Source organism: Streptomyces sp. NPDC048623, from assembly GCF_040650755.1.
In the GTDB taxonomy this organism is placed as follows: domain Bacteria; phylum Actinomycetota; class Actinomycetes; order Streptomycetales; family Streptomycetaceae; genus Streptomyces.
In genome coordinates, this window is the sequence record NZ_JBEZHV010000003.1 from 381,008 (window position 1) to 402,320 (window position 21,313).

Genomic DNA, 21,313 nt, shown 5'->3' on the forward strand with positions numbered 1-21,313 from the left:
TCGATCGGAAGCGTGGGAGCGGTGATCCATCCCACATTGCCCGACGGGGCGGTCGTGAGCAGCCGCAGGGCGCGCAAGGCCGCCTCGGTGCGAGGGGAGCGGGCCGGACGGCCCGTGTCAGGCGCCGGCCCGGCGCCTGCCCCGCACGCGGCGCGGGTACGGGAAGAGGCGCGGAGAGCGCTTCGCGGCCACGTCCTCGACCCAGCCGAAGGTCAGCACAAGGAGGCCGATCAGTGGGATCGCCACCATCAGCGGAAACCACTGGCTGGTCAGCAGCCACTGGAAGTGCTCGTAGAAGAAGCCGACGGACCAGAGGGGGTCGATCAGCGGGATGGCCGCCACCAGCGCGGCCTCGTGCCAGAGGTAGACGCTGACAGCGCGTGCGTTGAGCAGGCTGATCAGGCCGTTCCAGCGTTCCAGCGGTCGGGGCCACTGTTCCCAGGAGGGACTGACGTGGAGCAGGAGGGCGACGAAGCCGAAGGACCACAGGGCCTGGGCTATCGGCCAGCTCTCGATGTCGGTGTGCACGGTCGGATCGACCGGTCGGGTCTGCAGGTACCACCAGCCGGCCACCATGATCAGCGGCGCGACGGACGGCACGACATACTGCGGGATCTTCTTGAGCAGGCCCTCCTGGTGTGCCATGCCGAGGATCCAGCAGGAGCCGAAGGTGGCGAAGTCGCTGACGGTCTCCCAGACCCGGCTGTAGATGAACTCCTGGTCGATGAAGAACGTGTTCATGACGATCGCCAGCGCGAGCGGCGCGGACAGCGTCACCACCGGCATCCGGCGCAGCGCCCACAGCATCAACGGTGAGAGCAGGACGTACCAGAGGTACGCGCGGAGGTACCAGAGCGGGACGATGACCTGCACCGCCCAGCCGTGCCCCACAAGATGGTCGAAACCGTTCAGCGACTCGGCGTACGGCGGAGTGCTCAGCGGCACGATCCAGAACAGCAGCTTGCCCCACCACCAGTCGGGGTGGCCCTCGGCCTCGGGCCCCCAGCCGTCGGCGATCTCGACGGTGAGCATGACCGCGCCGAACAGCCACATCGGCGGCAGCAGCCGGCGCAGGCGGCCCCGGATGACGCCCAGGGCGGGACGGCTGAGCGAGCGTGCCATCAGCGACCCGGCCAGCGCGAACATCACGCCCATCGACGGGAAGACGACGGGCAGCCAGAACCAGCCGAAGTTGTGGTAGAGCACCACGCGCACCAGTGCAAGCGCGCGCAGCAGGTCGAGATAGCGGTCCCGGCCGCCCTTGCGCGGGGACGGCGCCGACGGCTCCGGCTCCGGCTCCGGCTCCCGCTGGGGCTCCCGTCGCGGAACGGGCGGGACGCGCAGCCGGAGGGTGTCCTGGGCGCTCCCGAACTCGAAGGATGCGGTCATGGTCAGGCCTCCACCGGTGCGGCGACCTCGCCGGTGCGCCGGAGCTTCTGCCAGCGCAGCCGGCCGCCGGTCAGCGCCGTGATCGCGGACTGCAACAGGACGATGTACATCAGCTGCCGATAGACCACCTGCTGGATCGGCAGGCTGATCAGATGCAGGGGCTTCTCGCCGTCGAGCCGGAAGGCGTACCAGGACAGCACGGCCTGGATCAGGATGAAGCCGCCCCAGCTGGTGAGGGTGATCGGGGCGTCGGCGAACAGCACGCCGTACAGCAGGAACATGTCGACCAGCGGCGCGAGCAGCGGGGCGACCACGCCGAACATCACGACGAGCGGCAGTCCGATCCGGCCGAAGCGCCCGGCCGGGCCGCGGGAGGTCACGGCGCGCCGGTGCTTCCACATCGCCTGCATGGAGCCGTAGCTCCAGCGGTACCGCTGGGACCAGAGCTGCTGGATGCTGGCGGGGGCCTCGGTCCAGGCGCGGGCGCGCTCGGCGTAGACGATCCGCCAGCCGTCGCAGAGCACCGCCATGGTGATGTCGGTGTCCTCGGCGAGGGTGTCGTCGCTCATCCCGCCGACCCGCCGCAGGGCCTCCTTGCGGAAGGCGCCGACCGCGCCGGGGATGGTCGGGATGACGTTGAGCATGTCGTACATCCGGCGGTCCAGGTTGTGGCCGAGGACGTACTCGATGTGCTGCCAGGCGCCGATCAGGCTCTCGCGGTTGCCGACCTTGGCGTTGCCCGCGACCGCGCCGATGCCCGGGTCGCCGAACGGCTGGACCAGCTCGCGCACGGTGGACGGCTCGAAGACGGTGTCGCCGTCCATCATCACGACGATGTCGTGCGACGCGGCCGCGATGCCGGTGTTGAGCGCGCTGGACTTGCCGCCGTTGACCTGGCGGATCAGGCGGACGAACGGCAGGGCCATCGCCTCGACGATGTCCGCGGTGCCGTCCGTGGAGCCGTCGTCGATGACGATGACCTCGATCGGATAGTCACTGGCGGCCAGCGAGTTGAGGGTGTTCGCGATGCACTCGCGTTCGTTGTAGGCCGGGACGAGGACGGTGACCGGCTCGGTGACGGGTGGCCCCCACGCGTCCCGCCGCCGGGAGCGCCGGGCGTGCAGCGGCGCGAGGACGAGCATGAGCGCGAACCGGCCGAAGTTGAGGAAGCCGACGACGGCGAGGAGGGAGACCAGCACCGGCAGGGTGAGCACGGCGGCCTGGCTGGCCCAGATGAAACACTTGCCCGCCCACAGCTGGTAGCCGTGCACGGGCACGGTGGCGTTGGTGGCGCCGAGCGCCTCGGAGACGGTGGCGAAGCGGTAGCCCTCGCCCTGCAGCTTCACGATGATCTGCTCGAGCGCGGTGAGGGTCTCGGCACGGTCGCCGCCCGCGTCGTGCAGCAGGATCAGCTCGCCCGCGCCGGGCTTGCGCGGCATCGCCGCCTTGACGATCGCGTCGACGCCGGGACGCTTCCAGTCGTCGGTGTCGCGGTCGATGAACGCGGTGAGGTAGCCCTGGGAACCCACGTACTTGATCACCGGGTAGTTCCAGTCGTCGAGCGCCGAGGCGTCGGACGAGTACGGCGGGCGGAACAGCGCGCTGTGGACGCCCGCGACGCCGGCCAGCGCCAGCTGCGTCTGCGCCAGCTCCCAGCCGATCCGGGCGTGGGACTGGTAGGCCAGGTCGGGGTGGGTGAAGGTGTGCACGCCGATCTCGTGGCCGCCCGCGACGATCTGCCGGATCAGCTCCGGGTGGCGCGTGGTCATCGCGCCGGTCACGAAGAAGTCCGCGCGGACGTCGTGGTCCGCGAGCACCTTCAGGATCTTCGGGGTCCACTCCGGCGACGGGCCGTCGTCGAAACTGAGGACCACGGTGTGGTCGGGGACCCGATAGCTCACCGGGCGCTTGTTCTTGTCGCCGCGCGCGTCGATGATCGGGCCGCCCTTGAGCAGGTTCACCGGCACGGTCGTCTTGTCGACCGAGGTCGCGATCCGGGTGTCGTGGAACACCTCGTTGGTGGCGAGGCCGCGCAGGACGAGGAGCGCGAGCAGGCAGGCCAGCAGGGACAGCGGCATGAAGAAGCGCAGCGGCGGCGCAGCCAGTCGGCGTGGCCTCAGCAGGGACTGCCGACGACGCTGGTGGCGGGACAAGGGCGCTCCTGGAGATGGGTGGTGCGGACGATCAGGCACGCTCGGCCGGCCCGCAGGCGTCGCTCCGGGTGCGGCACGACGGGCGCGGTATGTCGTGGAATGTCACGGCATTCGGCGTGACGGCCGGACTCTTCGGGCGGGGTGTCGCGGACCGCGCCCTTCAGGGCCACAGGGGCGACAAGGGTCCCCTGGTGGGCAAGAACGAGGGTTTCGGCGGTATCCCCATCGCCGGGGCGTCCGACTGCATACCGATCAGGCTGCTGCCCATGGCGGCCGCCAGGATCGCGCCGACCACGGAGACCGGCCAGCCGAAGCGCCGGAAGAGGCGGCTGCGCAGACCCGACTGATCGACGAACACCGGCGCCGGAACAGGCTCCTCATGACGTGATTCAGCCACGCCGGGCTGTGCCGGGTGGACCGATCCGCGCCTGGAGGATGTGGCGACTTGGCGCATCATGTGTGGCCTTTTTGTGCAGGGTGTGGAGATCGGTGAAGCGTAGAGCGGACCGTATCGGATGACCCTGATCGATTGGTGTGCGATATCCCCTTTTGACATGATCCGATCGAATGTCGTAACCGGATCGGTATGTCGACGGGCACCTCCCGACCCTTGGGTGACCGGGTCGCGAACACACGGCGGGGTGGCTTGAATCCTTCGCTAGGATGACCGCTCGATTCATGCGATCAGCGATTGATCCACACGCAACGGGCGTGTCCAGACACCGCCTCTACGCCCCAAGGAGCCTGTGTGAGCCAGCCCCTCCGCACCTCTCGTCGCCGTGCGTGGACGGCGCTCACGCTGCCCGCCCTCCTGTGCGTCCTCGCCGCGTGTTCCGCCGGCCCCGCGGCCGGTGGGGGCGCCGACGCCGCCGCGCCCGCGCGGGAGTCCGCGCGGGAGTCCTCGCCGACGCCCACCGGACCGCCGGGAACCCTGTTCGACAACTTCAACTACACCGGCGCCGACGACCCTTCCCTCGCCGCGCACGGCTGGGAGATCCGTACCGGTGCGGGCGGCCCGGGGATCAAGAACACCTGGAGCGCCGACGGCGCGGCCTTCCCCTCCGACCCGGCCGCCGAGGGAGGCAGGGTCCTGCGACTGCGCTCCTCCACCGACGGCACCGAGCAGGGCACCACGCAGGCCGAGGTGCAGACCACGAGCCGGAACTTCCTCACGGGAACCTTCGCCGCCCGGGTCCGCCTCAGCGACCGGCCCACGAGCGGCCGCGACGGCGACCACGTCGTCCAGACCTTCTTCCCGATCTCCCCCTCGGACTCCTCGGAGAACTACAGCGAACTCGACTTCGAGTACCTGCCGAACGGCGGCTGGGGTTCGGCGGGTCCGCAGCTCGACAACGTCAGCTGGTACAAGGCCGACCCGCCGGACCGGGTCCACGACACCCTCGAGCGGCGCCTCGACGGCTGGCACACCATGATGATCACCACCATGGGCGGAAAGGTCACCTACTCCCTGGACGGCGAGGAGCTGTTCACCAGCTCCGGCAAGTACGTCCCGCGCGAGCAGATGGACATCCACTTCAGCAACTGGCTCATCGACCTCCCCTTCACCGGCGGCCCGCGCACCTGGGACATGAAGGTCGACTGGGTCTACTACAAGGCCGACGAGGCCGTCTCCCTTGCGGACGTCCAGAAGACGGTGGACGGCTTCCACAGCACCGGCACCGACTACATCAACACCGTCCCGAAGCCCTGAAAACGATCCCCACGCGGCCCCTTCCCATGGTCCGGCCGACACCTCGTGCGAACTCGGCTTCTGCTTCGCCCCTCGAAGCCGGCGTCCCAGAGCACCCGTTCCCCCTCGACCAGCTACTGTGGCGGCGCACCGGATGAGTCGGGGAGGGCGACGGGGATGGCGACCAGCAATAGGTACGGCGCTCTGTGCGCCGCCGAGTTGTGCGCGACCTTTGTGCCGCCGGGTGGCGGCATTCTGGTCCGTGGTGAAAACGGCTGGCTCACCTATTGCCCCGACGACGACCCTGCCCTCGGGCCCCGCAGATTCTCGGCCGACCCCGATGAACGTGACCACGACCCGATGGTCGCGTTCCTTCTTGCTCGCCTTGACGAGGAGGAGGCCACTGCCGGAGCCGCGGGTGTCACCCATTGGCGCCATTGGCCGGCCCGTAGCCAGAGGGTCGTCGACGACCACGACGAGCTGGTCGTCGCCTGTCCGCTGCGGGATGTTGCCGAACAGATCGCCACCTGGGGGCCGATGTCAGCCGTGGCGAACATCGAAGCGCGCCGTATGGTGCTGGATCAGTACGAACAAGCCGCACCCGGCCCCGCACGCGACGCCCTCCGTCAGGCGGTACAGGCACTGGTGATGGCCTACCGCGATCATGTGGACTACGACATCTCATGGACTCTGCGCCAACAGCTGTAGTCCCCACCGTACCGTCGGGCGAGTGCGGTACGGACAGAAAGCATTGCTGCCACGCCCCGGAACGTTCGCTGACGAGAAGGCTCTCGGTGCCTTCGTTCTGGGCAAGTTGGACCAGTGGTTCCAGGCACCGGCGAACGCTACGGCTGGGTCGCACAGGCCGTCGGATACACCCAGGTGTAGTTTGCCGAGTCTGTGCCGTCGGCCCGTGGGTGGTGAAAGGATGCCTCGTCATGGCAACGAGAGATGTCAGCGACGAGACGTACGTCATCGGGTTGTGCGACCACATCCTCGGGGAAGCGGCCCTGATGCAGCACAGGTTCGACTGGCTGCTGGGAGACCCCGGAGCAGGCGGCCGACGAGTCAGACTTCCGGTCGACGCCTACTGGCCCGGGCATCAGCTGGTGGTCGAGTACCGCGAACTGCAGCACGACCAGCCGACGCCTCATTTCGACAAGCCGGACCGCCTCACGGTCAGCGGCGTCCACCGTGGCCGGCAGCGAGCCCTGTACGACGCCCGGCGCGATACGGAGATTCCCGCGCACGGGCTGCGCCTCGTCGTCATCCGCCCCGCCGATCTGGATGCGGACAGTCGCGGACGACTGCGCCGCACCGAAGAGTCCGACCTCGCAGCACTGCGGAAGATCCTGGCTCGCAAGAGTGACGAGGACCGGGTCACCGACACCTTCCGCACCTGGCTCCTGACCGGCGGCTGGACACCCGTCGATCCCACGGACCGGTGGACCGACCTGGAAGCCGTACGCGGCCAGGAACGGCTGATCTGCGAGGCCAAGGGCCGCACCAGCGAGAAGGGCATCGACGCCGACATCGCATACGGCCAACTACTACGCCGCATGACGAGCCAGAACCCACACACCCGCTACGCCCTCGTCGTACCGTCCTCCTCCGCCAAAGCCGCCACTCGCGTCCCGGCCCACGTCCGCCAGCTCCTGCGCATCGACGTGTACGAGGTAACAGACGACAACCGGGTATGCCGGCTGACCGACTGATCTGTGCCGGGCACTGCGTCAGTGCGGCTTCGCCGCCTGCACATCCTCCGGACGCCACGCGCTGCGCGTCGACACCTCGTCAGCCGCCTTCGCGTTCGACGGTGATCCGGGTGACGACCTGGTGGCCCCGCCGACGGCGGTCACTTCGCGCCGCTCGACGCCGGCCCGTACCCGCGAGCCGGCCATGACTGGCGCCGGGAACCTGACCTTGTTCACCCCGTGGTTCACGCTCATGCGCACGCCCCCGTAACTCGTACACCTCCCAGCACAGCATCATCGGCGAACGTGTCGATCTGCTTCTGGCTCAAAGACTCCCACCAGCCCCGAGGCGATGCCCATGGAGCGCCGCGCCGAGGTCCCGGAGCGGGAGGCGCCCACGCGCAGGATCAGGTGGGGCATCAAGGCCGTTCCGAGGATGACGATCATGTGGTCGCTGAGCGTGTTGAGCGGACCGAGACCCGCCGTGTGCGCCCATTGCCCGGGCTTCAGATAGCCCTGGGGCGACGCGCTCCCGTCGACCGCCGCCGCGAGCAGGTCCCCGGGGTCCCACCGATGAGCAGCGCGGCAGTGATCCCACCGGCCCTCCACTGGACGATGAGCAGCGGAATCGAGCGACGTGGCGACGACGGGACACCCGGCTCGCACCGAACGGGCCCCCGCAAGCCCCCCTGCCCGAGAGACCTTGACGGCGCCCCGCCGGCAGGTAAACTCGAATCAATTCGAGTTTGAATCCCGAGCCCCGACCCTCGGTGCCCAGCGCCCACGATGCGCCTTCCGCGGCACGGGTACGAGACGGCCACCGCCTGCCGGTCGGGTCAGCGCTCCGGTCGCATCGGCACACGGCACTCGCCGCCCCCGCACACTCCTTGGAGAGCCCCATGGCCCTTGAAGTCAGCGAGATCCCGCGCTCGCACAACCCCTTCCCGCGGCAGGGCGTCGTGAGGGACGCCGACGGCGTCCCGGGCCACTCGGATCTGCCCGCGACGCTTCTGGACATGCTCCGGGCCCACGTCGACGCACGCCCGGAGGTCGAAGCGGTCGTCGAACTCGGCGCGGGACGCCTGACCTACGCCCAGCTGTGGGAGCGCGCTTCGCGGGTCGCCGGTGGTCTGCGGGCCGCGGGCGTGCAGCCCGGCGACCGGGTGGCCGTACGGTATCCGGCGGGAACCGACTGGGCGCTCGCCTTCTGGGGCACGGTCCTGGCCGGCGGCATCGCCGTGGCGGTGAACACCCGGTCAGCCGACCCGGAGGTGGACTTCGTGCTCGGCGACGCCGGCGTGAAGGTCGATCTGGCGGCGCACACCCCGCTGCCGGACGGCGCACCGTACGTGGCGGACGGCGTCGAACCCTCCCACGTGGCCGCGCTGTTCTACACCTCGGGCACGACGGGGCGCCCCAAGGGCGTACCGACCACGCACCGCGCGTTCCTCACCAACGCCGAGAACCTGATCCGATGTCTCGGCATCCCGGGCGAGATCGGTGCGGACCTGCGCACCCTGATCTCCGTGCCGCTGTTCCATGTCACCGCCTGCAACTCGCAGTTCACGGTCGCCGCGTACCTCGGCGGGACGTCGGTGATCATGCCGGCGCTCGATCTGCCGCGGCTGACGGAGGCGCTGTCGGCCGAGCGGATCTCCTTCGTGGTCACCGTGCCCGCCGTGTACTCGCTCCTGCTGCGGCATCCGGGCTTCGCCGGCGCCGAGGTGTCCGGGGTGCGCTGGGCGGCGTACGGAGGCGCTCCGATCGCCCCGTCGCTCGTGAAGGCACTGAAGGCCGCCTTCCCGCAGGCCCGGCTCATCAACGGCTACGGCATGACCGAGACGGCCTCGCTGATCACCGTCCTGCCGGACGAGGACGCGGTCGAACACGCGGATTCCGTGGGGTACGCGGTGCCGTCGGTGGACATCGGCGTCGTACCGGTCGGGGACGACCCGAGCGTCGGCGAGCTGGTGGTCCGCGGTGCCACCGTGACCACGGGGTACTGGAACCGGCCGGAGGCCACCGAGGAGACGATCGTCGACAGTGGGGGCACCCCCGCCAGTGAGGGCGTAGCCGGCGGGGGATGGCTGCGCACCGGTGACATCGTCCGCGTCGACGACGCCGGCCGCGTCCACATCGTCGACCGCAGCAAGGACATCATCAACCGCGGCGGCGAGAACATCTCCAGCGTGGAGGTCGAGGCCGTCCTGCTGTCCGCCCCGGGCGTCACCGACGCCGCCGTCCTCGCCGTGCCCGACGACGTGATGGGCGAGAAGGTCGGCGCCGTCCTCTTCACCGACCAGGACCGGATCAACGTCGATGCCGTGATCGCCCACTGCCGGGACCACCTCGCCGACTTCAAGATCCCCCAGTACGCGACGGTCGTCGCCGAGGCACTGCCGCGCAACGCGGGCGGCAAGCTCCTGAAGAACCGCCTGCGTGAGCAGGTCCGATGGGGCGCCCCGCTGCGCTAGGCCTCCGACTGCCGCACGTATCTCCTTCCCCTCCCCAGAAATTCGCAGCAAGGAGAAGAGCACCCATGACAGAGACGACAGGGCAGGACAAGAGCGGCATCCCACGGCGCGTCATGCTGGCCGGCGGCGGGGCCGCGGCCATCGGCGCGGGATTCGCGCTCGGACGCGTCTCTCCCGCCTCCGCGACGCCCCCGGGGCCCGTCAAGCAGTCCAGCGTGGACGTGGCGATCGTCGGGGCCGGTGTCTCCGGCCTCACCGCGGCCCGACGCCTGGTCCAGGCCGGCCGCTCGGTGATCGTCCTGGAGGCCGACGGCCGGGTGGGGGGCCGGACCCTCAACCTCAGCGTCGGCAAGGGCGTCATCACCGAGGGCGGCGGGCAGTGGGTCGGCCCGGGCCAGGACCGCCTCTTCGCGCTCCTCGACGAGCTCGGTCTGAAGACCTTCAAGACCTATGTCGACGGCAAGTCACTGCTCCACCGCAAGGGCGTGCGACAGGAGTTCACCGGATCGGTCCCCGCCCTGCCGGCGAAGGCGCTCGAGGACTTCGGCCGCTTGGCGGCGACCCTGGAGAAGATGGCCGCGACCGTCCCCGTGGACGCCCCGTGGAACGCGAAGAACGCCGTCGAATGGGACGCCACGACCTTCGGGCACTGGCTCGACACGAACGCCGCCACGGAAGAGTCCAAGTGGCTGTTCACGCTCGCGTTCACGGTCATCCAAGGGGAGGACCCGCACAACACCTCGCTCCTCATGACTCTCTTCCACATCGCGGGTGCCGCCGGGATCGAGCACATGATCTCCACGACCGGGGGCGCCCAGGAGTCACGCGTGGTCGGCGGCACGCAGCGGATCTCCCTGAAGATGGCCGAGCAACTCGGCGACCGGGTGGTGCTCGCCTCGCCGGTCGGCGAGATCCGCCGACGGGACGGGGACGTCCTCGTCAGGTCGGCGAAGGCCGACGTGCGCTGCAAGCAGGTGATCGTCGCCATGTCGCCGGCGGACGCCGAACGCATCAGCTTCACCCCGCATCTTCCCGCCCGTCGCACGTCGCTGCAGCGCAAGTGGCACAACGGCACGGAGAGCAAGCTGTTCCTGGTCTACGAGAAGCCGTTCTGGCGGGCCAAGGGGCTCAACGGGTCGGCGATGACCGACCTGCCGTTCGCTCGTTTCGTCGTCGACAACTCGCCGCCCGACGGCAGTGTCGGCATCCTTCTGACGTTCATGGGCACCGCGGGCTCCGGTCCCGGCCACACCTGGAGCGACAAGGTCCTCGACGACCCCCGTGAGCGCCGGGCCGCGTTCCTCGCCGACATGGTGACGCTGTTCGGCCCCGAGGCGGCGCATCCCCTCCGCTTCCTGGAGCAGGACTGGGCCCACGAGCCCTGGATCGACGGCTGCGTGAGCACGGCCCCGCCGGGTCTGCTCACCCAGTACACGGATGCCCTGCGCAATCCGGTGGGCCGGATCCACTGGGCGGGCACCGAGTCGGCGACCGCGTACCAGGGGTACATCGAGGGAGCGATCCAGGCCGGCGAGCGCGCCGCGAAGGAGGCCGGCGCGGCGCTCTGACGCCACGTCCAAGCCCCCCCCACACGCCGTCCGTAAAGAGTTGGCCTCACCCACAACGAGACCTTGACGGCACCCCACCGACAGCTAAACTCGAATCAATTCGAGTTTGCATCTCGCGCCCTCGGCCAGAGCCGACGAGACCCGCGACAAGCACACCGCCGCACCGTCCGGCGGCATTCCCCAGAAACACGCATCGGCCGCGGCACTGCGGCAGCTATGAGCCATACGTACGTCGCCGCGCAGTCCAGCGGCGACCAGCAGAACGGAGATGCCATGACGCAGCGAGTCGTCTTCATCGGAGCCGCGGGTGAGATGTGCCGGCTGGCCATCGAGCGCTTCGCGAAGGCCGAAGGTGACTGGAACCTCACCCTTTGCGACATCCGGCCCGAGCTCCTGGAGCCGCTGGCGAAGAGGCTCCCCGCCGGCCTCGCCACCGTCCGCCGCCTCGACCTGTACAACCGCGAGAACCTGCTCGACGTGATCAACGGCGCCGCCCTGGTCGTCCTGGGCGCGGGCCCCTACATCCGCACCTCGGAGCCGGTGATCGAGGCGTGTCTCGAGGCCCGTGTGCCCTACCTCGACTTCGACGACGACGTCGAGAGCACCACCCACGCGCTGTCGCTGGCCGGCAAGGCCAAGGAGGCCGGCATCCCGATCTACGTCGGCTGCGGCGCCTCTCCCGGCATGAGCAACGTCCTCGCCGTCGACGCCGCGAGCGAGCTCGACACCGTCGAGAACATCGAACTCGGCTGGGTCGTCGGCGACGAGCGCCCCAACGTCGGCCGCGCCGTCCTCGAACACCTCATGCACATCGCCGCCGGCGAGTGCCTCACCTGGGAGAACGGCGGCCCCGTCGTCCACGACTCCTACGTCGAGACCGCCATCATGCCGATGGGCGGAGGCATGGGCGACACCCTCCTCTACGAGACGGCCCACCCCGAGCCCGTCACCCTGCCGCGCAAGTACCCCCAGGCCAAGCGCATCCGCTGTCTCGGCGGCCTGGACCCCATGCCCTTCAACGGTCTCGCCCGCGGTCTCGGACTCGCCATCCAGAACGACAAGATGACCGTGAAGGAGGCGGTGGACTACATCCAGGAGGTCCTCCACAACCGCTTCACCAACGTCACCGGCCTGCGCCACACCCTCAAGGGCATGAAGGGACAGATCAGGCGCGGCGAGATGCAGACCGGCGAGATGATCAAGTTCCTCGCCAAGTCCACCCTCCGTCAGCGCTACCCGTGGCGCGGAGGCCTCCTCGCCCGGGTCACCGGCACCCGCGACGGCATCCCTGCCGTCGCCATTCGCCGCACCCCCATCAGCGGACCCGACCTCTACCTGGTCAACAGCATGGGCGGCCTCACCGGCACCGCCTGCGCCGCCTTCATGCTCCTCGCCCTGGACGAGGCCGGAAAGCGCACCGGCTCCTTCGCCCCCGAGGACTGGGCCGATCCCCAGGCCTTCTACACCGCCCTCGAGCGCGTGGGCACCCCTCGCAAGGAGATCGTCGAGTCGGTCTGACGGACGGCGGTCCGTCAGTCGCGCGTCTCCGGCGGCACGGAGTACGTATCGAGGTAGGCGGTGATGAAGCGGCGCGCCTCGTCGATCGTCACGTCGTCGCCGGTCGGCACGGTGCGGAACGCGACGTCGAAGAGCCTGTTGCCGGCTTCGAAGGCGAGCTGCACGACGAGCGCAGGGGTGTCGTCGACGAGGAGCTGCTGCTCGACGAGGAAGGAACGGACCCGCTCCCCCTGCACCCGGTCGAACTCGCGCACCAGTTCGTCGATCCGCTCGCTGCGTCCGGAGAACCAGACCTCGGCGCAGTCCCGGTGACTGCGGAAGTAGTTCAGGAGCGCGTCGACGACGGCGTCGACGGCGTCGCGGAGCGTGGCCGGTCCGGGCTCGTCGAACAGGGCGGCGACGATCGCGTCGAGCGCTCCGATGTGCCGCTGCAGAAGCACGGCCTCGACCTCATGGCGGTCGGAGAAGTAGTGGTACACGGACGTGATCGGAATGCCGACCCGCTCGCTGACCGCCTTGAGGGTCGCCCCCTCGTAGCCCTGCTCGACGAGCAGGGCCTCGGCGGCGTCGACGATCGCCCGTCTGCGCTCCACTCCGCGGCGCTGTGCCGGACGGCTCGACGCCTGAGTTGCCGGGTTTTGCTCGAACACGATTCCAGATCGTAGCAGTTGCCAGGTCACACCCCCTTGTCACTCCGCGTCGCCCAGGTCGGTGCGCATCGGCGAGGGATCGAGTTGACGGTTCAGGAGACACCAGTGACAGACACGACCACCCACCAGACGAAGCCCGTGCACGTCGATGTGCTGATCATCGGCGCGGGAATCTCCGGCATCGGCGCGGCCTCCCACCTCAAAGCCCGCCGCCCGGGGACCTCGTTCACGGTCCTGGAGGCGCGTGACACCCTCGGCGGCACCTGGAGCCTGTTCCGGTACCCCGGCATCCGGTCGGACTCGGACATGCCGACGTACGGCTTCGGCTTCAAGCCCTGGACGCACCGCAAGTCCATCGCCGACGGGCACATCATCCTGGACTATCTGAAGCAGACCGTCGCCGAGAACGGGCTCGCCGAGCACATCCGTTACGGATACCGGGTGGTCGGCGCGGAGTTCTCCTCCGTGCAGGGACGGTGGACCGTCACCGCACAGCATGCGCACACCCGCAAGAAGGCGAGGTTCACGGCGCGCTTCCTGTTCCTGGGTACCGGCATGTACGACCACGACCAGGGCTTCACCCCCGTGTTCGACGGCGTCGAGGACTTCCAGGGACAGATCGTCCACCCGCAGCAGTGGCCGGAGGGGCTCGACTACACCGGCAAGCGCGTGGTCGTGATCGGCAGCGGCGCCACGGCCGTCACGCTCATCCCGTCGATGGCGCGCACGGCAGGCCACGTCACCATGCTGCAACGCTCGCCGAGCTACATCTTCTCGGCGCCCGCCGCGGACCCGGTCACGAACGCGCTCAACGCCCTGCTCGGCCACCGGCGTGCCCAGCCGATCGTCCGGCGCAAGAACATCGCGGTGACCCGCGGGATGTACAAGGTGTGCCGGCGGGCGCCGAGGCTGATGCGCAGGCTGCTGATCGCCGACGTGCGCCGCCGGCTGCCGAAGAACTTCGACGTGGACACCCACTTCACCCCGCGGTACGACCCGTGGGACGAGCGGCTGTGCGTGGTGCCCGACGGCGACATGTTCAAGGCCATCTCGGCCGGTCGGGCCTCGGTCGTCACGGACCGGATCGACCGGTTCACCAAGACGGGCATCCTGCTCGAGTCCGGTCAGGAGCTGGCCGCCGACATCATCGTGACCGCGACCGGGCTCACCATGCTGCCGTTCGGCAAGATCGGGCTGAGCGTCGACGGCCGCCCGGTGGATCCGTCGGACACGACGGCGTACAAGGCGATGATGCTCTCCGGCGTGCCGAACCTGGTGTTCGCGCTCGGCTACACGAACCTCTCCTGGACGCTCAAGGTCGACCTGGTCTGCGAGCACTTCTGCCGCCTGCTCGACCACATGGACCTCCACGGACACAGCACCGTCGAGCCGGTCCTCGACGACCGGTACCTGGAGCGGGTGCCGTACCTCGACCTGAAGTCGAACTACGTCCAGCGCGGCATCGCGCGGTTCCCGTGGGCGGGCACCCGCGGACCGTGGACGGTCGAGATGGCGTACGAGAAGGACGTCAAGCGGCTGCGCGAGGGGCCGGTCGAGGACAGCGGGCTGAGGTTCACCACCGCCGGCGCCGTGCTGTCGGCCGCCCGCCCGGAGGGATCACGATGAAGAAGGACCTCACCTTCACCAGCCACGGCGTACGGTGCGCCGCCTGGCACCTGCCGGCCACGAGCGCCGCGCCGGCCGGGCCTGGCGGCCGCCCCTGCGTGGTCATGGCCCACGGCTTCGGCGGCACCCGCGACAGCGGGCTCCTCGCCTACGCCGAGGGCTTCGCCGAGGCCGGCATCGACGCGTTCGTCTTCGACTACCGCGGCTTCGGCGCCTCCGAGGGCACGCCCCGACAGAACGTCTCGGTCCGCCGCCAGCGGGAGGACTACCACGCCGCCCTCGCGGCCGCCCGCCGACTGCCCGGCGTCGACCCGGACCGGATCGCGCTGTGGGGGACGTCGTACGCCGGCGGTCATGTCCTCCCGGTCGCGGCACAGGACGGGCGCATCGCGGCGGTCGTCTCGCTGACGCCGGCGGTGGACGGCCTGGCCACGCTGGGCCACGTCCTACGCCACGCCGGGGTCGGCCGGCTGCTGCGACTCACGGGACACGGCCTGTGGGACGCCGCCCGTGCCGTCACCGGGCTGGCCCCCCACCACCTGCCGGTCGTGGCACACCCCGGGACGGCGGCCATGATGACGACGCCGCTCGCCGACCGGATCGCCGTCACGATGGCCGGCCCGACCTGGCGCAACGAGGTCTGCGCACGGGCTGCCCTTGCGGTCGGACTCAACCGGCCCACCGCCTACGCCCGCCGCGTGGACTGTCCGATCCTGCTGCAGATCGGCACCGACGACCACGTGGCGCCGCCGGACGCCGCCCGTCAGGCCGCCCGGAAGGCCGGGTCGTGGGCGGAGATCAGCGAGTACCCCGTCGACCACTTCGACGTCTACGACGGCGAGTGGCAGAAACGGGCGCTCGCCGACCAGCTCGCCTTCCTGACGCGCTGCCTCGACCCGTCGCGTCCACCGCGACACAACGCTTCGTAACCACGCACTCTTCATTCAAGGGACGGAATGAACATGTACGACTACGTCATCGTCGGTGCCGGATCCGCGGGCTGCGTCCTGGCGGCGCGACTGTCCGAGGACCCCGGGGTCAGGGTGGCCCTCATCGAGGCGGGCGGCGCCGACACCGCCCAGGAGATCCACATCCCGGCCGCTTTCCCGCAGCTGTTCAAGTCCGCGCTCGACTGGGACCTCGACACCGACCCGGAGCCGGGCATCGGCGGACGCCGGGCGTACCTGCCCCGGGGCAAGGTGCTCGGCGGCTGCAGCTCGATCAACGCCATGATCTACATCCGCGGCGCCCGCGCCGACTACGACGGCTGGGCCGCGAACGGCGCCACGGGCTGGGGCTACGACGACGTCCTGCCGTACTTCAGGCGCGCGGAGGACAACGAGCGCGGCGAGGACGCCTACCACGGCGTCGGCGGTCCGCTGACCGTCAGCGACGGCCGCTCGGGGCACCCGCTGTCCTCGGCCTTCGTGCAGGCCGCCCAGCAGGCCGGGTACAAGGCGAACGACGACTTCAACGGCGAGGAGCAGTTCGGCGTCGGCCGCTACCAGCTGACCCAGCGCGGCGGCCTGCGCTGCAGCGTGTCCGTCGCCTACCTGCACCCCGCCCTGGAGCGGCCGAACCTCACCGTGCTGTCCTCCACCCATGCCCGCCGCGTGGTGGTCGAGAACGGCCGGGCCACGGGCGTGGAGGTCGAGCGCGCCGGCGCCCTGGAGGTCGTCCGCGCCGAGCGCGAGGTGATCGTGTCCGCCGGCGCCTACGAGTCCCCGAAGCTGCTGATGCTTTCCGGGATCGGGCCCGCCGCCCAGCTGTCGGCCTTCGGCATCGAGGTCGTACGCGACCTGCCGGTCGGTCAGGGCCTGCAGGACCACTACATGGCGATGCTGAACTTCCGCACGGACGCCGAGTCGCTGATCAGCGCGGCGTCCCCGGAGAACGCGGCGCTGCTGCAGAGCGAGGGACGCGGCCCGCTGACCTCGAACATCGGCGAGGCCGGCGGCTTCTTCCGCAGCCGTCCCGAACTGGACGCCCCTGACGTGCAGTTCCACGCCGCTCCCGTGCTCTTCCACCAGGAGGGGCTCGGCGCGGCCACCGAGCACGGCTTCGCCTTCGGCCCGCTCGTGCTCGCCCCGACGAGCCGCGGCGCGGTGACGCTGCGCTCCCCGCTGCCGCACGCCGCGCCCCGGATCGTGCACAACTACCTGGTGTCGCGCGAGGACCAGGAGTGCATCGTGGCCGGCGTGCGGATCGCCCTGGAGGTCGCGGCGCAGCAGGCGGTGGCCGACCTGGTCACGGGGCCGTTCGACGTGCCGGCCTCCGACTCCGAGGCCGACATCCTCGCCTGGGCGCGGCGGATCGGGCAGACGCTCTACCACCCCACCTCGACCTGCGCCATCGGCTCGGTGGTCGACCCCGAGCTGCGCGTGTGCGACGTGGACGGCCTGCGGGTCGTCGACGCCTCCGTCTTCCCGACGGTCCCGCGCGGCAACACCAACGCGCCCGTGATCATGGCCTCGGAGAAGGCCGCGGACCTCATCAAGGGAGCCGTGTGATGACGACTCTCCAGCCGTCCGTCGAGCAGGTGTGGGAGATCGACCAGGCCGTCGAGGACCTGGTACGCGGCGAGGCCGCCTGGGCCGCCTGTGGCCTGGCGAAGCGGCGCGAGCTGATCGAGCGGGTGCACGCGGCCACCGCCGAGCAGGCGGAGGCGTGGGTGCGCGCGGCCGCCACGTACAAGAAGCTGCCGGAGGACAGCCCGCTGCTCGGCGAGGAGTGGATCACGGGCCCGTACCCGGTGCTGACCTCCGCGGGCGCGCTGGCCGCGAGCATCGGCGCCCTGGAGGCGGGCCGCAGTCCCGTCGACGGGTTCTCCGTGACCCCGGCGCCCGGCGGGCGGGTCGCCGTCCGGGTGCTGCCGCACAGCGTCTGGGACCAGCTGCTGCTGAGCGGTTTCAGCGCCGAGGTCTGGATGCCGCCGGGCGTCACCGAGGGCACAGTCCGCCGTCAGGCGGGCCTGGGCCAGCGCCGCCCGACCGAGACCGGCGGCGTCGGCGTGGTGCTCGGCGCGGGCAACATCACCTCGATCCCGGTCCTGGACGTGCTGTACGAGCTGTACGCGCACAACCGGGTGGTCGCTCTGAAGCTGAACCCGGTCACGGACGGCCTGTTCGAGGTCTTCAGCCGGGTCCTGGCCCCGCTGATCGAGCTGGGCGCGGTGCGGATCCTGACCGGTGGCGCCGACGTCGGCACGTACCTCGTGCACCATCCGAAGGTCGGCCATGTCCACATGACCGGCAGCGCGGCGACGCACGACGCGATCGTCTTCGGCACGGGCGAGGAGGGGGCGGCCCGGAAGAAGGCGGGGACGCCGCTCCTGGACAAGCCGGTCACCAGCGAACTGGGCGGAGTGTCGCCCACCATCGTGGTGCCGGGCGCCTGGTCCGAGGCGGACCTGCGCTACCAGGCGGAGCACATCGCCACCCAGAAGCTGCACAACGGCGGCTACAACTGCGTGGCGAGCCAGGTCGTCGTGGTCAGCTCCGACTGGCCGCAGAAGGACCGCTTCCTGGCGCATGTGCGCCGGGCCCTGTCCGAGGCCCCGGCCCGGCCCGCGTACTACCCGGGCAGCGACGGCCGGGTGGAGGGTGCCGTCGATGCGTACGCCGGCTCCGAGCGCATCGGTCGAGGACGGGTGCTGATCACGGGCCTGGACGCGGCCGATCCGGGCCCGGCACTGACCGCCGAGTACTTCGCGCCGGTCCTGGCCGTCCTGGAACTCCCGGGCGAGACAACGGAGTTCCTGGGGAATGCCGTCCGAGCCGCGAACGAGAGGTTCACGGGCACGCTCGGCGTGAACCTCATCGCGCACCCGCGCACGATCGCGCAGCTGGGTCCTTCACTCGACGATGCGATCACCGAACTCCGGTACGGGACCGTGGCGTTGAACGCGTGGACGGGTGTCGGCTACCTGACGGCGACCGCCACGTGGGGCGCCTTCCCCGGGCACTCTCTCGCCGACGTGCAGAGCGGGATCGGCGTCGTGCACAACGCGCTGCTGCTCGACGCACCGGAACGCACCGTCGTCCGCGGCCCGTTCCGGCCCGCGCCGCGATCGGTCCTGCACGGCGAACCCGCCCTGTCGCCGAAGCCCCCGTGGTTCGTCAGCAACCGCACCGCCGCCACCACGGGCCGTCTCCTCGCCGACTTCGCCGCGGCGCCCCGCTGGTCCGCCCTGCCGGGAATCTTCGCCTCCGCACTACGCGGCTGACCCCGGCCCACCACCCGGGGGCCGGCACTCCACCGGCCCCTTCCTGGAGATCAACCATTCCCCGCTCCGGTCGGTCAAGTGCGCTGGTCCCCGAGCGGTCCCCGGAAACGAGTCAGGGGCCGTTTCAGATTGCTCTGAAACGGCCCCTGACCTGCGACTCTTTCGAGTCGGGACGACAGGATTTGAACCTGCGACCCCTTGACCCCCAGTCAAGTGCGCTACCAAGCTGCGCCACGTCCCGGTGCTTCCGTCCCCGGGTTGTCCCCGGCGGCGGCGTGCAAGAGAACATTACCTCACTTCACGAGGTGGATCAGCACACGGGGTGTCACCGGGCGGGGCGGCGGAGAATGGGGGGATGGACGAGGAGCCGGGCAGGGATCGGGACGCGGAGGGGCGGGCGCGGAGTGGGCGGCCGCGGGACGGGCTCGGGCGGCCGTTGGCGTACGGGGCCGAGGGGGTCGCGCGGCAGCCGGAGGGGGTGGTGCGGACGCCCGAGGGGACGGTGCGGGAGGCGCAGCGGCTGCTCGACGCGGGGATGCCGTTCCATGCGCACGAGGTGTTCGAGGACGCGTGGAAGGCCCGGCCGGCCGATGAGCGGGAGCTGTGGCAGGGGCTTGCGCAGCTGGCCGTGGGGCTGACGCACGCGGCGCGCGGGAACGCGACGGGCGGGGCGCGGTTGCTGCTGCGCGGGGCCGGGCGGGTCGAGGGGTACGTGCGGGACGGGGCGGAGACGTACGGGGTGGATGTCGCCGGGCTCGTGGCCTGGGCGTGCGAGCTGGCCGCCCGGGTCGGGGCGGGGACCGGAGCCGGGGCGGTGGATCCGGTGGCGGAGGCGCCCCGGCTGCGCGGGGTCAGCGGCTGAGGAGCAGTTCCTCGGGCGAGCGGTGGATGAACGTGGGCCGCATCCGCGGTGGGGCCGCGGGGTCGGCGAGCCGCAGGTCCGGCAGGCGGCGGGTCAGCGCGGTGAGGGTGGCCTGGAGTTGGACACGGGCGAGCTGGGCGCCGGGGCAGCCGTGCGGGCCGTGGCCGAAGGCGAGGTGGTGGCGCGGGTGCGGCCGCGGCCGGGAGAGGTCGAAGACGTCGGGGGCGTGGTGGCGGGCCGGGTCGCGGTTGGCGGAGCCGTACGCGACGAAGACGGTGGCTCCGGCGGGCAGTTCGGTGCCCGCGAGGGCGACCGGCCGGGTGGTCGTACGGCGGAAGCCCTGGACGGGGCTGTCGTGGCGGGCGGCCTCCTCGACGGCGACCGGGACGAGTTCGGGCCGGTCGACGAGGAGTTCCCACTGCTCGCGGTGGCGCAGCAGGTGCAGCAGCGTCGTGCCGATCAGGGCGGTGGTGGTGAGATGGCCGGCGATGAGCAGGTTCTGCAGGTTGGCGACGAGTTCGCAGCGCTGGTCGTCGGTGAGCTCGCGCGGTCCGGGCCCGAGGCCCGCGTCGGGGGCGAGCGCGGTGACCATGCCGGTGATCAGGTCGTCCCGGGGGTGGGTGCGGCGGTCGCGGGCGTAGCGGTCGAGGAGCCGCTGGAGGGTGAGGACGTCCTCGGCGGCGGCGACCTGCCCGTTCTCGGGGAGCGGGCGGAAGAGGAGCCGTTCGGCGCTGTACGAGCAGTGCACGGCGGTCGGCACGTCGTCCGGGTCCAGGCCGAGCAGATGCCCGATGACGGCGCCGGGGAGCGGGCGCGCGTAGTGGGTCATGAGATCGGCGCTGCCGTGCGTGTCGAGGGTGGCGGCGAAGGCCTCGGCGAGGGTTTCGGCCCGCTGGGTGACGTACGGGGTGAGTGCCGCGGTCCGGGCGGCGGACAGGCCGCTGTTGAGCGGCGCCCGGTGCCGGTGGTGGGCGGGGCCGTCGGTGGAGACGACGGTCGGACGGGGCGCGAATCCGCCGGCGAGCACGGCGAGGGCGGCGGGTGAGGGCTGGACGTCCGGGCGCAGCGCCTGCGCCGAGGAGAAGTCCTGGGGGCGAAGGAGCACCTCGCGGATGTCGGCGTCCCGTGCGACCAGCCACGCGTCGAGGAGCGGCACATGGGTCAGTCCCGGGGTGCGGCGGGCCTGTTCGTAGAGGGGGTACGGGTCGCGCTGGAGGGCGTCGAGGCGGGTGTGGTGCTCGCGCAGGGCGGCCGCGGCGCGTTCGGCCGCGGAGTCTTCGGCCGCCGCGTCTTCGGCCGTGGCGCGTTCGGCCGCGGCGCGTTCCGGTCCGCCCTCGGCTCCGTCCGTGACGCCTCGGGTCTGCTGCCTGGGCTGCCGGGGCTGCTGCCGGAATTGCTGCTGCCGGGCCTGGTCCATGTGCGCCTCCTCGCCGGGGGGGTGGTGCCGTGGGTCCGTCGCGGTCA

17 protein-coding genes and 1 tRNA gene are annotated in these 21,313 nt (G+C 70.8%); 12 read left to right on the forward strand and 6 right to left on the reverse strand.

Annotated features, from left to right (window positions below):
• Positions 1 to 117: 117 nt before the first annotated feature.
• Positions 118 to 1,389: an acyltransferase gene (locus AB0C73_RS06910; RefSeq protein WP_362525486.1), complete on the reverse strand. Its 1,272-nt coding sequence runs from the start codon at positions 1,387 to 1,389 to the stop codon at positions 118 to 120.
• A gap of 2 nt (positions 1,390 to 1,391) precedes the next feature.
• Positions 1,392 to 3,467 (reverse strand): glycosyltransferase, encoded by a 2,076-nt coding sequence (locus AB0C73_RS06915; RefSeq protein WP_362525612.1) that lies wholly within the window; start codon positions 3,465 to 3,467, stop codon positions 1,392 to 1,394.
• Between the two features lie 266 nt (positions 3,468 to 3,733).
• Here AB0C73_RS06915 and AB0C73_RS06920 point away from each other — a divergent pair, with 266 nt between their 5' ends.
• From AB0C73_RS06920 to AB0C73_RS06935, 4 genes are all read left to right on the forward strand, one after another.
• Positions 3,734 to 3,889 carry a hypothetical protein gene (locus AB0C73_RS06920; protein WP_362525489.1) on the forward strand — a complete coding sequence of 52 codons (156 nt, stop codon included), beginning with the start codon at positions 3,734 to 3,736 and terminating at the stop codon, positions 3,887 to 3,889.
• Between the two features lie 401 nt (positions 3,890 to 4,290).
• Positions 4,291 to 5,253, forward strand: a complete 963-nt coding sequence (locus tag AB0C73_RS06925; RefSeq protein ID WP_362525491.1) for a glycoside hydrolase family 16 protein — start codon at positions 4,291 to 4,293, stop codon at positions 5,251 to 5,253.
• 156 nt (positions 5,254 to 5,409) lie between these two features.
• Positions 5,410 to 5,940: a DUF6221 family protein gene (locus AB0C73_RS06930; RefSeq protein WP_362525493.1), complete on the forward strand. Its 531-nt coding sequence runs from the start codon at positions 5,410 to 5,412 to the stop codon at positions 5,938 to 5,940.
• A gap of 230 nt (positions 5,941 to 6,170) precedes the next feature.
• On the forward strand, positions 6,171 to 6,947 hold the full coding sequence (locus AB0C73_RS06935) for a hypothetical protein (RefSeq protein ID WP_362525495.1): 777 nt from the start codon (positions 6,171 to 6,173) through the stop codon (positions 6,945 to 6,947).
• 18 nt (positions 6,948 to 6,965) lie between these two features.
• Here the strand turns inward: AB0C73_RS06935 and AB0C73_RS06940 are convergent, their stop codons facing one another.
• Positions 6,966 to 7,181 carry a hypothetical protein gene (locus tag AB0C73_RS06940; RefSeq protein ID WP_362525497.1) on the reverse strand — a complete coding sequence of 72 codons (216 nt, stop codon included), beginning with the start codon at positions 7,179 to 7,181 and terminating at the stop codon, positions 6,966 to 6,968.
• A gap of 644 nt (positions 7,182 to 7,825) precedes the next feature.
• Between AB0C73_RS06940 and AB0C73_RS06945 the strand changes: the two genes are divergently transcribed.
• The 3 genes from AB0C73_RS06945 to AB0C73_RS06955 all read left to right on the forward strand — a co-directional run bounded on the left by AB0C73_RS06945 (position 7,826) and on the right by AB0C73_RS06955 (position 12,486).
• A complete protein-coding gene (locus tag AB0C73_RS06945) occupies positions 7,826 to 9,400 on the forward strand; it encodes an AMP-binding protein (RefSeq protein ID WP_362525499.1) in 1,575 nt (524 codons plus the stop codon).
• Positions 9,401 to 9,465: 65 nt separating this feature from the next.
• Positions 9,466 to 10,968: an FAD-dependent oxidoreductase gene (locus tag AB0C73_RS06950; protein WP_362525501.1), complete on the forward strand. Its 1,503-nt coding sequence runs from the start codon at positions 9,466 to 9,468 to the stop codon at positions 10,966 to 10,968.
• Between the two features lie 273 nt (positions 10,969 to 11,241).
• Positions 11,242 to 12,486: a saccharopine dehydrogenase NADP-binding domain-containing protein gene (locus AB0C73_RS06955; protein ID WP_362525502.1), complete on the forward strand. Its 1,245-nt coding sequence runs from the start codon at positions 11,242 to 11,244 to the stop codon at positions 12,484 to 12,486.
• A gap of 14 nt (positions 12,487 to 12,500) precedes the next feature.
• On the opposite strand, the gene AB0C73_RS06960 is transcribed toward AB0C73_RS06955, so the two are convergent.
• Positions 12,501 to 13,136 (reverse strand): TetR/AcrR family transcriptional regulator, encoded by a 636-nt coding sequence (locus AB0C73_RS06960; RefSeq protein ID WP_362525505.1) that lies wholly within the window; start codon positions 13,134 to 13,136, stop codon positions 12,501 to 12,503.
• Positions 13,137 to 13,241: 105 nt separating this feature from the next.
• On the opposite strand from AB0C73_RS06960, the gene AB0C73_RS06965 reads away from it, so the two are divergent.
• The 4 genes from AB0C73_RS06965 to AB0C73_RS06980 are packed head-to-tail and all read left to right on the forward strand — an operon-like array spanning position 13,242 to position 18,987.
• Positions 13,242 to 14,762 carry an NAD(P)/FAD-dependent oxidoreductase gene (locus AB0C73_RS06965; RefSeq protein ID WP_362525508.1) on the forward strand — a complete coding sequence of 507 codons (1,521 nt, stop codon included), beginning with the start codon at positions 13,242 to 13,244 and terminating at the stop codon, positions 14,760 to 14,762.
• Entirely contained in the window at positions 14,759 to 15,691 is a 933-nt protein-coding gene (locus AB0C73_RS06970; RefSeq protein WP_362525511.1) for an alpha/beta fold hydrolase, read from the forward strand. The genes AB0C73_RS06965 and AB0C73_RS06970 overlap by 4 nt, the downstream gene beginning before the upstream one ends.
• A 33-nt stretch (positions 15,692 to 15,724) precedes the next feature.
• Complete coding sequence (locus AB0C73_RS06975) at positions 15,725 to 17,272, forward strand: GMC family oxidoreductase N-terminal domain-containing protein (protein ID WP_362525513.1); 1,548 nt, start codon at positions 15,725 to 15,727, stop codon at positions 17,270 to 17,272.
• Entirely contained in the window at positions 17,272 to 18,987 is a 1,716-nt protein-coding gene (locus AB0C73_RS06980; RefSeq protein WP_362525516.1) for an aldehyde dehydrogenase family protein, read from the forward strand. The genes AB0C73_RS06975 and AB0C73_RS06980 overlap by 1 nt, the downstream gene beginning before the upstream one ends.
• Positions 18,988 to 19,154: 167 nt before the next feature.
• On the opposite strand, the gene AB0C73_RS06985 is transcribed toward AB0C73_RS06980, so the two are convergent.
• Positions 19,155 to 19,228: transfer RNA gene (locus AB0C73_RS06985), tRNA-Pro, on the reverse strand.
• A 114-nt stretch (positions 19,229 to 19,342) separates the two neighbouring features.
• On the opposite strand from AB0C73_RS06985, the gene AB0C73_RS06990 reads away from it, so the two are divergent.
• Complete coding sequence (locus tag AB0C73_RS06990; protein ID WP_362525519.1) at positions 19,343 to 19,849, forward strand: DUF309 domain-containing protein; 507 nt, start codon at positions 19,343 to 19,345, stop codon at positions 19,847 to 19,849.
• On the opposite strand, the gene AB0C73_RS06995 is transcribed toward AB0C73_RS06990, so the two are convergent.
• Positions 19,839 to 21,266, reverse strand: coding sequence for a cytochrome P450 (locus AB0C73_RS06995; RefSeq protein WP_362525521.1), 1,428 nt, complete (start codon positions 21,264 to 21,266; stop codon positions 19,839 to 19,841). The two genes, AB0C73_RS06990 and AB0C73_RS06995, sit on opposite strands and share 11 nt — an antisense overlap.
• Positions 21,267 to 21,313: the final 47 nt, after the last annotated feature.